At 63.2% G+C, this 13,413-nt stretch carries 15 protein-coding genes; 7 read left to right on the top strand and 8 right to left on the bottom strand.

The window, feature by feature from the left end; translation table 11 throughout:
• From CN311_RS20525 to CN311_RS20505, 5 genes are all read right to left on the bottom strand, one after another.
• The coding region (locus CN311_RS20525) for a 4-(cytidine 5'-diphospho)-2-C-methyl-D-erythritol kinase (RefSeq protein ID WP_425351086.1) at positions 1–556 on the bottom strand (556 nt) is incomplete at its 3' end.
• A gap of 44 nt (positions 557–600) precedes the next feature.
• Positions 601–786, bottom strand: coding sequence for an NfeD family protein (locus tag CN311_RS20520; protein WP_097575542.1), 186 nt, complete (start codon positions 784–786; stop codon positions 601–603).
• Between the two features lie 82 nt (positions 787–868).
• Entirely contained in the window at positions 869–1,732 is an 864-nt protein-coding gene (locus CN311_RS20515; RefSeq protein WP_097575545.1) for a S49 family peptidase, read from the bottom strand.
• Between the two features lie 139 nt (positions 1,733–1,871).
• The gene (locus CN311_RS20510; RefSeq protein WP_097575541.1) at positions 1,872–2,672 is read right to left on the bottom strand and encodes a tRNA1(Val) (adenine(37)-N6)-methyltransferase; all 801 of its coding nucleotides are present in this window, start codon (positions 2,670–2,672) and stop codon (positions 1,872–1,874) included.
• Positions 2,672–2,896, bottom strand: coding sequence for a putative signal transducing protein (locus tag CN311_RS20505; RefSeq protein ID WP_097575540.1), 225 nt, complete (start codon positions 2,894–2,896; stop codon positions 2,672–2,674). Before CN311_RS20505 ends, CN311_RS20510 begins: the two co-directional genes overlap by 1 nt.
• Before the next feature lie 160 nt (positions 2,897–3,056).
• On the opposite strand from CN311_RS20505, the gene CN311_RS20500 reads away from it, so the two are divergent.
• Positions 3,057–4,073 carry a polyprenyl synthetase family protein gene (locus tag CN311_RS20500; protein WP_097575539.1) on the top strand — a complete coding sequence of 339 codons (1,017 nt, stop codon included), beginning with the start codon at positions 3,057–3,059 and terminating at the stop codon, positions 4,071–4,073.
• 52 nt (positions 4,074–4,125) lie between these two features.
• On the opposite strand, the gene CN311_RS20495 is transcribed toward CN311_RS20500, so the two are convergent.
• The gene (locus CN311_RS20495) at positions 4,126–5,226 is read right to left on the bottom strand and encodes a helix-turn-helix transcriptional regulator (RefSeq protein WP_097575544.1); all 1,101 of its coding nucleotides are present in this window, start codon (positions 5,224–5,226) and stop codon (positions 4,126–4,128) included.
• Positions 5,227–5,546: 320 nt separating this feature from the next.
• Between CN311_RS20495 and CN311_RS20490 the strand changes: the two genes are divergently transcribed.
• Positions 5,547–7,307: a tetratricopeptide repeat protein gene (locus CN311_RS20490; RefSeq protein ID WP_097575538.1), complete on the top strand. Its 1,761-nt coding sequence runs from the start codon at positions 5,547–5,549 to the stop codon at positions 7,305–7,307.
• A 97-nt stretch (positions 7,308–7,404) separates the two neighbouring features.
• A complete protein-coding gene (locus CN311_RS20485) occupies positions 7,405–8,325 on the top strand; it encodes a glycine--tRNA ligase subunit alpha (protein WP_208866546.1) in 921 nt (306 codons plus the stop codon).
• Here CN311_RS20485 and CN311_RS32660 read toward each other — a convergent pair.
• Positions 8,322–8,498 (bottom strand): hypothetical protein, encoded by a 177-nt coding sequence (locus tag CN311_RS32660; protein WP_165779780.1) that lies wholly within the window; start codon positions 8,496–8,498, stop codon positions 8,322–8,324. The two genes, CN311_RS20485 and CN311_RS32660, sit on opposite strands and share 4 nt — an antisense overlap.
• Before the next feature lie 202 nt (positions 8,499–8,700).
• Here CN311_RS32660 and glyS point away from each other — a divergent pair, with 202 nt between their 5' ends.
• The 3 genes from glyS to CN311_RS20470 all read left to right on the top strand — a co-directional run bounded on the left by glyS (position 8,701) and on the right by CN311_RS20470 (position 12,418).
• On the top strand, positions 8,701–11,232 hold the full coding sequence (glyS, locus tag CN311_RS20480; protein ID WP_097575536.1) for a glycine--tRNA ligase subunit beta: 2,532 nt from the start codon (positions 8,701–8,703) through the stop codon (positions 11,230–11,232).
• A 109-nt stretch (positions 11,233–11,341) separates the two neighbouring features.
• The gene (locus CN311_RS20475; protein WP_097575535.1) at positions 11,342–11,713 is read left to right on the top strand and encodes an ATPase (modular protein); all 372 of its coding nucleotides are present in this window, start codon (positions 11,342–11,344) and stop codon (positions 11,711–11,713) included.
• 183 nt (positions 11,714–11,896) lie between these two features.
• On the top strand, positions 11,897–12,418 hold the full coding sequence (locus CN311_RS20470) for a hypothetical protein (protein ID WP_165779779.1): 522 nt from the start codon (positions 11,897–11,899) through the stop codon (positions 12,416–12,418).
• Positions 12,419–12,454: 36 nt separating this feature from the next.
• Here the strand turns inward: CN311_RS20470 and CN311_RS20465 are convergent, their stop codons facing one another.
• Positions 12,455–12,889: a hypothetical protein gene (locus CN311_RS20465; protein WP_097575534.1), complete on the bottom strand. Its 435-nt coding sequence runs from the start codon at positions 12,887–12,889 to the stop codon at positions 12,455–12,457.
• Between the two features lie 161 nt (positions 12,890–13,050).
• On the opposite strand from CN311_RS20465, the gene CN311_RS20460 reads away from it, so the two are divergent.
• On the top strand, positions 13,051–13,413 hold a 363-nt coding region (locus tag CN311_RS20460), incomplete at its 3' end, for an L-threonylcarbamoyladenylate synthase (RefSeq protein ID WP_245440893.1).

Raw genomic sequence — 13,413 nt, 5'->3', positions numbered from 1 at the left:
TCTCAATGGCATTGAATATATCGGCAGTGGAGACAGCAGTGCCCGGATTGACCAGCACCAGTCCCAGGGCCGGAAAACCTGGCACGACCGACACTTCGTCGCCGACACCGTGCGCGATCAGCGGCTTTGCCGCCAGGCACATCGGAACGTCGGCGCCAAGCGAAAGGCCGATCCGCGCCAGTTCGGTATCGCCAGTGTCGAGCCCCCAAGCCCGCACCAGTCCGCGCAACACGGCCGCCGCATCGCTAGAGCCGCCGCCGACGCCGGACGCGACCGGCAGGTTCTTCTCCAGCCGGATGAAAACCGGCGGCGTGTGCTGGAGACCGGCCTCCCGCCGCAGCGCGTCGCGCGCTTTCACCGCCAGATTGCAATCGTCGAGCGGAACGGCGGACGCGTATTTGCCGGAAACGGAAAACCCGTCGCTGTCGGCAAGCTCGATTTCGACCCGGTCGCCGAAGCGCGTGAAGACGGCGAGGCTCTCGATCAGGTGATAACCATCCAGCCGCTTGCCGGTGACGTGCAGCGCAAGGTTGATCTTGGCATGCGCATGCCACATCCGCGCGTCGGAATTCACGGTCTCGGCGGCGAGGGAGATGGCGTTCAGTCCTTGGCCACGCGGTATTCGCCGGTCTTCGGGTCCTTGACCAGCGTTCCCATCGTGCCGTTTGCCGCCTGCTTTTCGGTGCGCCGTATCTTGGCCGTCACGCGCTGGGCTTCCCTGACGAACGAGCGATAACCGACATAGGCGAGCACCCCGACGGCAGCGAAGAAAATGATCTGTGGCATGTCAAACTCCTCCCTCGCAGGGCTGGCGAACGCGGCCAATGGGGTCGGTCAGGGCACTATGCTAGACGGTTCCGCCGGTTTTTCAAAGCCCGAAGCGAGCCCACAGCGCGCGCTCTTCCGCCGCATCGATCACGCCACTGGCGGCAGCGGCGGCGATGTCGGGCGCCGAAAAGCCCTGGCGCGAACCGAACAGGCCGAACCGCCCGAACAGGCCGCGCGGCGCCGTGATCAGCTTGAGCTGGGTCTTTGTACCGAAACGGGTCTTCAGCACGCTGCGCATGTCGCCAAGCGCGTCGACAAGGCCGAGCTCCAGTCCCTTCTTGCCGGTCCAGAACAGGCCGGTGAACAGGTCGGGATCGTCCTTGAGCCTTGTGCCGCGCCGCTCCTTGACGAGATCGATGAAGGTCTCATGGACCTCGAGCTGCAACGCCTTCAGCCGCTCGACATCTTCCTTTTTCTCCGGCTTGAACGGGTCGAGCACGGCCTTGTTCTGGCCGGCGGTGTGGACGCGGCGCTCGACGCCGATCTTCTTCATCAGCTCGGGAAAGCCGAACGAGGCCGACACCACGCCGATCGAGCCGACGATCGAGGAGGGGTCGGCAAAGATCTCGTCGCCGGCAACCGCGATCATGTAGCCGCCCGATGCCGCCACGTCCTCGACGAAGACCAGGACCTTTTTGTTCTTCTCGCTGGCCAGGTCGCGAATGCGCCTGAAGATCAGCCGCGACTGCACCGGCGAGCCGCCCGGCGAATTGATCGAGATGGCGACCGCGGGCGCGTCGAAGGAGAACGCCTTCTCGATGAGGCCGGCGGTCGAAGCCAGCGACAGGCTCGGCCGGAACTGGCCGCCGCCTGCCATGATGGTGCCGTGCAGTCGGATGACCGGAATGACGACGACGTTGGAGCGCCAGGATTTCGGCAGCAGGCGGTTGAAGAGGCGTTTCACGGGATCTCCGGTCAATTGGCCTGAAGGCATGTAGTCGGTTCGCCAGCCAACGGCAATGCCGCGACGCCGGCCAGCAAGATGCATCCCTCCCAAAAAGTGTGCTGCGGTTTTGGGTTAACGACATGCATCAAATCAAAAATCAATCGCCAAACAGCGATGCCAGTCCGTTGTTGATCATCTCGGTCCGCTCCGTTGGGCCGTCGCCCGATTGCGCATGCAGCATCAGCGGCGGGCGTATGGATAGTTTTCCGCGCGCACTGAGCGTTGCCCTGACGATGATGCGGATCGCTGCCGCATCGGGGCGTGGATGGACGGCCAGCATCTGGGCGTCGCCGAAACGGCCCGACATTGCGTCCAGAATGGCGCCGAGCTGCTCCGGCCTGGCAATGATGGCGAGACCGCCGCGCGGCTTGACCACCGCCGCGGCACTTCGGATCCAGTGGTCGAACAGCCCCTCCTCCATCACATGCGCCGCCTTTCTCAGCGGGTCGGGCGTAGCGCGATCCTCGGCGGCGTTAAACGGCGGGTTCATGATGACGAAATCGAAGGAATTGTCGGCAAGGCCGGCGGCCGTCCGCGCCTGGCCCGACAGGGTGACATCGGCGGCGAGTACCGAGGCGCGGTCACCGAGATGGGCGTTGCCGGGGTGGGCGAGCGTGGTCGCGGCAAAACCCGCCATTTCAGGCGAGCGTTCGACGAGCACCACCTCGGCCGCCGGGCAGCGTGACAGCACCGCGAGGCCCGCGGCACCCGCGCCCGCGCCGAAATCGGCGAGTCGGCCCGTGAAGGTGGACGGCACCGAAGCGGCCAGCATCATGGCATCCATGCCGGCGCGATGGCCGGCCTGTTTCGGCTGCACCAGCCAGAAGCGCCCGCGATGGAAGGCATCGACCGTATGGGCCGGCGTGTCGCGGGCAAGGGTAGCGCGCGACACGGACATTATGTCAGGCGGATCTCGTTGGCGATGCCGGCATCGGTAAGGATGCGCCGCGCCGCGTCGGCCTGATCGGCGTCGACCATGATGCGCCGGGGCAGGATGCCGATCGACCCGTCGAGCACGCTCATATTCTGGTCGGCCACGAAACAGCCGATGCCGGCGTCGCGCATCAGCGATTCGACGAAGGAGATGATCACGGCATCGTTGGTGCGGATGAGCTCTATCATCGGATGAGGTTCGCAGTTTGCAGCGTTGATGTAAATGTGGATGGACCTAGGCGCCAGAGCCCCCGCGCCAATTCGCCTCTTGCCGCCCCCGTGGGTAGCGCCCTAGAGTCCTCTCAAGGGACCAGCGTGCCGTCGTGCATATGAGGTTGGGAGTTTTGTCGTGGGTGTCGTTCTCAACATTGAAAACGGGAAGCGGGAAGTTGCGTCCATCAAGGATCTCATCGATCTGACGGCCGCCGACATGGCAAGGGTCAACAAATTGATCCTGTCGAAGGCCGGTTCCGATGTCGAGATGATCCCGGAGGTCGCCAACCACCTGATCTCGTCCGGCGGCAAGCGGCTGCGGCCGATGCTGACGCTCGCCTCGGCCCAGATGTTCGGCTATTCGGGCGAGGGCCATGTCAAGCTCGCCACATCGGTCGAATTCATGCACACGGCGACACTTCTCCACGACGATGTCGTCGACGAGAGTGGCATGCGGCGCGGCAAGAAGACCGCCCGCATGATCTGGGGCAACCAGGCAAGCGTGCTGGTTGGCGATTTCCTGCTTGGCCAGGCTTTCCGCATGATGGTCGATGTCGGTTCGCTGGAAGCGCTCGACATCCTGTCGAGTGCCGCCTCGATCATCGCCGAGGGCGAGGTGATGCAACTCGCCGCCGCAAAAAACCTCGAAACCACCGAGGACGAGCATTTCGCCGTCATCAAGGCCAAGACCGCGGCGCTGTTCTCGGCCGCCGCCGAGGTCGGACCCGTCATCGCCCAGGCGACGCGCAACGATCGCGCGGCACTGCGCTCCTATGGCATGAATCTCGGCCTGGCCTTCCAGTTGATCGACGATGCGCTGGATTATGGCGGCACCAGCAAGGATCTGGGCAAGAATGTCGGCGACGACTTTCGCGAGGGCAAGGTGACGCTGCCGGTCATCCTCGCCTACCGGCGCGGCACCAAGGCCGAACGTACCTTCTGGAAGCGCGCCATCGAGGACAATGTCACTGATGACGCCGGGCTGGAAAAGGCGATCGGCCTGATGACCCGCCACGGGGCGATCGCCGACACGATCGGGCGCGCCCGCCATTTCGGTGAGATCGCCCGCGACGCGCTGGCGCCGCTCGAGGCGACGCCGCAGAAATCGGCGCTGATCGATGTCATCGATTTCTGCATCAGCCGGGTGAGCTGAGTAAGCCGAGCGGCATCTGCGGATCCGTGGTTCGACGGAACAGCTTATTGGATCACACAAAAGACCGCGCGCTCTTCAGCAGCGCCACGAGCTGGCTTTGGCGGTTGGTCCCGGTCTTCCGGAAGATTCGTTCGAGGTAGCTGCGGGCCGATTTGACGGCGATGCCGATTTCCATGGCCGCTTCCTGCGTGGAACGGCCCGAGGCAAGCGCGGTGGCGAGCCGGGCTTCCGCCGGCGTCAGTTCGAACAGGGCTGCAAGGATGCTCGGCGACGCAATGGTGGCGTCAACGTTTACCGTCGTCGCAGCGACCAGAATTTCGGCGCCCGAAAAAATATCGTGCGCGGCGCGGCGCAACGGCAACAGGTGAACGATCAGCGCGGGCTGCTCCCGCACGGCCGGAACCGGGATGGAGCGCACGACGCGGTTATCCCTGTTCTGTACGACGGCCTGCTGGAAAAGCGCGTTTGCCGGTTCGTCGACAAGCGCCATGCCGCCATGAGCCAAGGATCGAAAAACGTCCGCCATCCCGTCCAGGAGGCTGTTGGCCAGCAGCACACGGCCCGATCCGCCCGTGACGGCGGCCGGCAATCCCATGTCACCGAGGACGGACACCGCCGTGCCGGCTCGCTCCAGACCCAGGCGCTGGGCTAGGAGGCCAGCGCGTGCCAGATGCGGACGCAGCCCGTTCAACAGATCGATCGTGGCCTGATCGTAATCGCCGTCCTTCAGCCAGCGCAGGAACACAAACAAGAAAAGTTCTCCACCGGGCATCGAAATCGATGTGCAGACGAGCGACCCGACGCCGAAAGCTTTGGCGGATGTGCAGATGGGATCGCGCTCGATCTGTTCGCCGGTCATGAACTCGTCGATCCGCGCGAAGCTTGCCGGCCGGGCACTCAACATGCGCTGCACGCTCTGGGAAAGCGCCCAATTGTCCTTCGCCACCAACGCGTCGAGCAACGGCTGGAGATGCGCCTCGCCGATGGCGCGAACCGGCGCATGTTCGCTGACCACGAAAATCGCGCCGCCCGCCGAGCGCGACAGCGCGCTGGCCGCTTCCAGCGCATCCGGCCACCTCTCGGCGGCGAAGGCCGCTTCATAGATCAGATCGACAATGGCGAAGGCTTGCTCGTTACGCGGCATTTCCAGCATCGGCACCTCCTCGGGCGAAGCAAGCGCATCCGTCTGCACGCACCACGCGTCGTTTCCGTCGTGGCAGCTCTCAACCCTTGCTGCTTACGCATCGCTTACGGGAACATCGGAGGCATTGAAGTGAGCAACGTCACATTGGAACGTCGCAGGGCGATATTTGAAGAGGTGCATTCGCTTGTCGGCATGCTTTCTTAATCGCATGACCCGATTGTGAATTCGGACCGGATTGAAGCTTGACCCAAAAAAGGCCATGCTTTGCCCGGAAAAGACCGAGTCTATGGTGGCCCGCCGACGCGGAGCCCCAGGCTGAAAGGGATATGATGCGGCAAGGATGCGCGCGCTGGCTGGCAGGGCTGGCAATTGTGACGGCTATGGCGGTGTCCGATCTGCCGGCCTATGCCAAACAGACCACCGAACCGGTCAAGATCACATCTTTCTCGGGCGCTTATCTCGCCGCGCGGATCGCCGAAGGCGACAACGATCTCGACAGCGCCATCACCTACTACAAGCAGGCGCTCGCCTTCGATCCCGGCGACACCTCGTTGCAGCAAAGCCTGATGCTGTCGCTGATCGCGCAGGGGCGCTTCGACGAATCCCTGGTCTATGCCGACAAGCTCAAGACCGTTCCCGATGTCGAGCGGTTCTCGCGCCTGGCGCTCGCCGTCGGTTCCTTCCGCAAGGAGGATTTTTCAAAGGCAGAGTACTGGCTCAAGCTTTCGCTCGAATCCGATCTCGACCGGCTGATCTCCGGCATCATGACCGGCTGGGCCAAGCAGGGCGCTGGTGACAGCAGCGATGCCTTGGCCTTCGTCGACAAGCTGCAGGGGCCTGACTGGTTCGGCCTGTTCAAATCCTACCATCGCGCGCTGATCGCCGATGCCTCGGGCTTGCCCGAAAAGGCCGACGAACTCTATGCCGCGACCTTGGCCGACACCACGGCCGGTGGTGCTGCGCCAGAGACCTGGCTGCGCAACGCCCAGGCCTACGCCTCTTTCCTCGCCCGCAAGGGCGACAAGGCCAAGGCGCTTTCCGTTCTCGACCAGGCCGAGACGTTCGCGCCCGGCAAGGTTGAGATATCGGCCCTTCGCGACAAGATCACCAAGGGCGAGAAGGTCGAACCCTTTGTTGCCGGCCCGTCGGACGGCGCCTCGGAAATCCTGCTCGATCTCGCCACCGCGCTCAATCGCGGCGGCGGCGAGCCGTTCGTGCGCCTCTATCTGCAATACGCCCTGGCGCTGAAGCCCGACAGCGATGCGGCCCTTGTCCAGCTTGCCGCCGTCGCCGAGCAATTGAAGGACGGCGAAGGCGCCATCGCCCTGTATCGCCGCATTCCGGCTAGTTCGCCGCTCAAGGAGCTTTCGGACCTGCAACTCGGCCTCAACCTTGCCGACCTCGACCGCCAGGACGAGGCGGTCACCCATCTGAAGGCACTCGTCGACGCGCATCCCGACGACATGCGCGCCTATCTGGCACTCGGCGGCGTCTACGCCTCCAAGGAGGACTTCCGCTCCGCGGCCAATCTCTACGACAAAGCGGTGGAGGTGCTGAAGACGCCGACCAACGCCAACTGGAACATCTTCTACCAGCGCGGCATCGCCTATGAGCGGCTGAAGGAATGGCCGAAGGCCGAGCCGAATTTCCGCAAGGCGCTGGAATTGTTCCCCGACCAGCCGCAGGTTCTGAACTATCTTGGCTATTCCTGGGTCGACATGAACATGAACCTCAAGGAAGGCCTTCAGATGATCCAGAAGGCTGTCGATCTCCGGCCGAGCGACGGCTACATCGTCGATTCGCTGGGCTGGGCCTATTACCGCCTCGGCCGGTTCGACGACGCTGTGCGCGAGATGGAGCGGGCCGTGTCGCTGAAGCCGGAAGATCCGGTGCTGAACGACCACCTCGGCGACGCCTACTGGCGCGTCGGCCGCAAGCTGGAAGCCACCTTCCAGTGGAACCAGGCCCGCGACCTGAAGCCGGACCCGGACGTGCTTGCCGCCGTGCAGCAGAAGCTTTTGAAGGGCCTGCCGCCGATCGAATCCAACACGGCGCAGGAAACCCCCAAGGCAAAGCCGCCGAAGGGGTGACCCCTCTGCCTTGACGCTTGGCGGTCGGCGCTCTAGGGAGGGCCGCATCCCCGCCTTCCCCGTCGAGGCCGCCGTGACTGTTGCCATTCCCGCCCATATGCATCCCAGCCGCTCGTTCCAGGGGCTGATCCTGACCTTGCACAATTACTGGGCGGACTATGGTTGCGTCGTCCTCCAGCCCTACGACATGGAAGTCGGCGCTGGCACCTTTCATCCGGCGACAACGCTGCGCGCGCTCGGGCCCAAGCGCTGGAACGCGGCCTATGTGCAGCCTTCGCGCCGGCCCAAGGACGGGCGCTACGGCGAGAACCCGAACCGGCTGCAGCACTATTACCAGTATCAGGTGATCCTGAAGCCGAACCCGCCCAATCTGCAGGAACTTTATCTCGGCTCGCTCGAGGCGATCGGCGTCGACCCGTTGCTGCACGACATCCGCTTCGTCGAGGACGATTGGGAAAGCCCGACGCTGGGCGCCTGGGGGCTGGGTTGGGAGTGTTGGTGCGACGGCATGGAAGTGTCGCAATTCACCTATTTCCAGCAGGTCTGCGGCATCGAATGCGCGCCGGTGGCGGGCGAGCTCACCTATGGGCTGGAGCGGCTGGCCATGTATGTGCAGGGCGTCGACAATGTCTACGACCTCAATTTCAACGGCCGCGAGGGCGCCGACAAGGTGACCTATGGCGACGTCTTCCTGCAGGCCGAGCAGGAATATTCACGCCACAATTTCGAATTCGCCGACACGGCCATGCTGCTTAGGCACTTTGACGATGCCGAAGCTGAGTGCAAGGCGCTGCTCGACGCCGGCGCTCCGGCGCCAAGCGACAATCTGGCGATGCATCGCATGGTGTTTCCGGCTTACGACCAGTGCATCAAGGCCAGCCACGTCTTCAACCTGCTCGATGCGCGCGGCGTGATTTCGGTCACCGAGCGGCAAAGCTACATCTTGCGGGTGCGCAATCTGGCCAAGGCCTGCGGCGAGGCGTTTTTGCTGACGCAGGCCGGCGGGTTGGCGGCCTAGCTCAGGGCGCTTTCTACAATTTCGAGCGAGACCGGCGGCATGCTCTGGCTGTTCGTACCATCGATGGTCCGCAGCGCCTGCCTGACACCCGGCATTGCGAACGTGCCATGCACCTGCGCGGCAAGGCAGGCGCTGAGCGCCAGGATCTGCAGGAATGTCGATGCCGTTCTCATTGTCGTTCAGCCAATAGCTCTCTGCCTGAGCGTGGGTCGCTTCAGCGCTGCGTTCGGTTCATGGAAATCTTTGATCCAAGGACGGGCGGGCTCGCTTCAGCCCGACAATCCGTCGAATTTTTTCGGATCTTGCGCGGAAGGGTGACAGCGGCCAGCCGAGTTGCTATGCCCCGCCGACCGTTCTCCCGCACGAGCTGCCCCTATGCCCGACCTGCTTCTGGAACTTCGCTCCGAGGAAATCCCCGCCCGCATGCAGCGCAAGGCTGCCGGCGACCTGCGGAAGATGCTGACCGACGGTCTGGTCGAGGCGGGCCTGACCTATGAGGCGGCGCGCGAATACTGGACGCCGCGGCGTCTTTCGCTCGATATCAGAGGCCTGACCGCGCGCTCGAAGGACATCAACGAGGAGATCAAGGGCCCCTCGACCAGGGCCCCCGAACAGGCCGTCCAGGGTTTCCTGCGCAAGGCCGGCCTTGCCTCGGTTGCCGAGGCGCATATCCATGCCGACCCGAAGAAGGGCGATTTCTATGTCGCCCATATCTCCAGGCCGGGCAGGGGGGCGGAAGACATCATCGCCGAACTGGTGCCAGGCATCATCCGCGGCTTCCCCTGGCCGAAATCGATGCGCTGGGGGCCGGCTTCGGCGAAGCCGGGCTCATTGCGCTGGGTACGGCCGCTGCAATCGATCCTGTGCACCTTCGGCCCGGAGACCGAGGAGCCGGTGGTGGTCGATTTCGAGATCGATGGCATCCGTTCGGGCAATGTCACCTACGGGCACCGTTTTCTTGCGCCCGGCGAAATCACCGTGCGCCGCTTCGATGATTATGTGAGCAAGCTGGAAGCGGCCAAGGTCGTGCTCGACGCCGACCGGCGCAAGGAGGTCATCCTTGCCGACGCCCGCAACCTCGCCTTCGCCAACGGGCTCGACCTCGTCGAGGACGAGGGATTGCTGGAAGAAGTATCCGGGCTGGTCGAATGGCCGGTCGTGCTGATGGGCGAGTTCGAGCAGGATTTTTTGGCGATACCTGCCGAAGTGATCCGGCTGACCATCCGCGCCAACCAGAAATGTTTCGTGACGCGCCCGCAGGGCGAGGGCGAGGATCTTTCCAACCGTTTCATCCTGACCGCCAACATCGAGGCGAAGGATGGCGGCAAGGAGATCGCACACGGTAATGGCAAGGTGGTGCGCGCGCGTCTCTCGGACGCGCTCTATTTCTGGAAGACGGACCAGGGCGACCTGCCTGATCTCGAACAGTTACAGGCGTCGGCCGACAAATTCGGGCTCGATCTGAAAAAACCGCTCGACCAGCGCATGGCCCGCCTCGATCATCTCAACGTGACGTTCCACGCCAAGCTCGGCACGCAGGGCGAACGGGTGGAGCGGATCAAGCGGCTGGCGGAAGAACTGGCGCCGATCGTGGCGCAGTCGATCTCCCCCCTTGAGGGGGAGATGGCCGGCAGGCCAGAGGGGGTCGCTTCGCGTGAAGCGCCGGCATCCTCTGTCGGCGACAGGGAGTCGCGTCCAGTCGCACCGACCCCCTCTGTCGCCTTCGGCGACATCTCCCCCTCAAGGGGGGAGATTCCAGCGCTGGCGCGCCGCGCGGCCGTTCTGGCCAAGGCCGATCTCACCACCGAAGTGGTCGGCGAATTCCCTGAGCTGCAAGGCGCCATGGGCCGCAAATACGCTTTGCTGCAGGGCGAGCATCCCTCGGTCGCCGCCGCGATTGAGGAGCACTATAAGCCGCAAGGCCCGTCTGATCGCGTGCCGACCGATCCGGTGTCGGTGGCCGTGGCGCTTGCCGACAAGCTGGATACGCTGGTTGGATTCTGGGCGATCGACGAGAAGCCGACCGGTTCGAAGGACCCCTATGCGCTGAGAAGAGCGGCGTTGGGGGTGATCAGGATTTTGGTGGAGAACGCAGTAACGCTCTCGCTTAAAAACATACCTGTTTATGAGGTTCAGGAAAACGAGCGCTACAAGTCAAACCTCGCGCGCTTTAACGTCCAGCTTCACACGGTCAACGAATTTATGCTTGACCAGTTCGCCTACGATGAAGCGTTGGAAATCGACGAGGATTTGCGTGGCGAGTTGCAAAGCGCTGCCAGATTTCTGTTAGATGCCATAGCGACTAGCAAATTCAAAGATGATGGCGGAAACGAATATGTACTACTCGAAAGATCGTCTCAGGATCTGTTGGGTATCCACCCATCCCACAACGACCTCCTCGCCTTTTTCCACGATCGCCTGAAGGTCTATCTCCGCGATCAGGGCGCCCGCCACGATCTGATCGACGCTGTCATCACGCCCCAATCCGACGACCTCCTGCAAATCGTCCGCCGTGTCGAAGCGCTCGGCTCCTTCCTCGACACTGAGGATGGCAGGAACCTGCTTGCCGGCACCAAGCGTGCGGCCAACATCCTGGCCGCCGAGGAGAAGAAGAAAACGGCGATTGCCGACCATGTCGAGCCGGCGCTGTTTCGGGAAGCCGCCGAGAAATCGCTGTTTGCCGCGGTGAATCAAGCTGAGAGGCAAGCCGGCGAAGCGATTCGAAACGAAGACTTTTCCGCTGCCATGCTGGCGCTTAGCGTGTTGCGCGAGCCGGTTGATTCATTCTTCGAGCAAGTGCTGGTAAATGACGAGGATCAGGCCGTCCGCGCCAATCGTCTGGCATTGCTCGCCCGCATCCGGGCAGCCACCGATCAGGTCGCCGATTTCTCCAGGATCGCCGGCTAAGGCGAACAAAGATTTTCTTTCCAGCCGGTCGTTCGAGCCGGCTTACAGTCATATGACGATGATCTCTCCGTGGCAAAAAGGACATGTTCCCCAACCCACGGAGGCTTCCATGAATTCCGCTCACGAAATCGAAGTGACAGAAGAAACCCCGGCCCCCGCCGAGGCGCTTGATTCCGCTTCCGAAACCATGCTCGACCAGGCCGCCGCCGCGGTGGTCGAGGCAACCGACCTGTCTGACGACGAGCAGGAAGGCGACGGCGAAGACAGCGAAGGTACGGAAGAGGACGGCGACGAAGACGAAGAAGCCGCTACCCTCTCGGACGATGATGAGGACGAAGACGACGAAGACGATGATGACGACGACAAGGAAGACGACGACAGTGTGAAGGCCGAAGCTGAGGACGCTGACGAAGAAGACGACGACGAAGACGAATCCGACGAGGCATCTACCGACGAGGCGGACGAAGAAGTCGCGGCCTGAGACTTTTCGGGTGATGGAATTCCACAAGAGCGGGATGCATGCATCCCGCTCTATTCATTTGTTTTGGTCGCATTCGTGCGGTGGCCAGGTGATTCCACCTGGCTGCAAAACACTCTCGTGTTTTTACGGCGAAGGATTTGAGCTAAGCTGAGGCATCCCCTCCCGCGCTGGAGAAAACCCCTTATGGCCGAACGTCCGAGTGGAGGCGAAAGCAACGGAACTGCCGCAAGCAATCTTGCCGACGACGATCCTCGTCTTGCGTTCATCTATCAGGAAGCGGTGAGAGGTCTTACGCAGCAGCAGAACCTCGTGGAGAACATGAGCACCCGCGCCGGCAGCCTTATCTTTGCCACCGCATTCGCCAACTCGTTGCTCGGCGGCGCGGCCCTTGCCAACGGGCTCGGAGTTTGGGACTGGATCGCGGTGGCTCTGCTGTTCGGCATTGGCGGGCTGATCGTCTTCATGCTTTGGCCCTACCACCAATACACATTCCGCTTCGACGCCGAAGAACTGCTCCATCAATATGTCGATGGCGACAGGCCGGCAACGATGTCGGCCATGCGCCGCGCGCTTGCCCTTCGCATCAAGGCGGACATGGCCAGCAACTGGCGAATTATCCAGCGGCTGCGGGTGGCGCTGCAGATTGCGCTGCTGTTTCTGCTGTTCGATATCCTGGCCTGGCTCCTGGCGATTGCGGGCGTTTGAGCAGAAAATGTCACGCGCGCACTCTGGCTTCGAACTCTATCTGGCCTGGTCGGTCTCGGGGATGGGTGTCGGTTGCGGCGCGGGCGGGCTGTTCGCCGCTTGTGTCTTGTTGCCGGACCCTGCTTGAGGCGTCGCTGCGGCGGCGGCCGGCGTTGGAATAGAAAAGTCGCCGCCGACAATGCCGCCGCGAATGATCATCGGACCTGGCATGAAACCGCGTTTTAGCTCGGGCTGGTTCGGGATCGCCGCCACCTTTTCATAGGTGACGTCGGGCTCAGCGACGCCGAGCGCCACGACCGACGACGTCGAATTACCGGCCTTGCTCTCGGCCATCGTCACCGTCTTGGGTGCGCCGAGCCTGACGACGGATGGCGTCGAAGCCGGTGCGCCGAGAACGATGATGGACGAAGCCTGCGCTTCGCCCGCCGCCAGGATGAGACCAATGGCTCCAAGAATGCGCACCGAGACCATGACAATTCCCCTTGCCCAAGAAGCCGGCATCATACTTGTGCGGCGATTGATGCGGGCTTGCGGAGAAGCATGGCATTTTAGCGATCGAGGATTCGCTGACGCCCGGACTTGCCCCACGGCCGCCGCCGTACTACGCAGCCGGCATCTGTGAGGTAACGACCGTGGTTGAAATACGCGCCGTCGGCGATGCGATGGAAATGGCGCTGGCGCTGCTCGAAAGCGGCGACGTCGTCGCCATTCCGACGGAGACCGTCTACGGGCTGGCCGCGGACGCGACCAATGGCGTCGGCGTGGCGCGCATCTTCGAGGCCAAGGGCCGGCCGCGCTTCAACCCGCTGATCGCCCATGTCGCCGACCTGGCGATGGCCGAGCGCATCGCGCTGTTCGACCCGCTGTCGAAACGGCTGGCGCAGGCATTCTGGCCGGGGCCGCTGACGCTGGTGCTGCCGCAACGTTCCGGCAACGGCATTCATCCGCTGGTCACCGCGGGGCTCGACACGATCGCGCTGCGCATGCCCCGGGGA

The sequence above is a fragment of the Mesorhizobium sanjuanii genome (assembly GCF_002529485.1).
GTDB lineage: Bacteria > Pseudomonadota > Alphaproteobacteria > Rhizobiales > Rhizobiaceae > Mesorhizobium > Mesorhizobium sanjuanii.
Note: the sequence above shows the minus strand (reverse complement) of the source record. Positions and strands in the feature narration are given on the sequence as shown.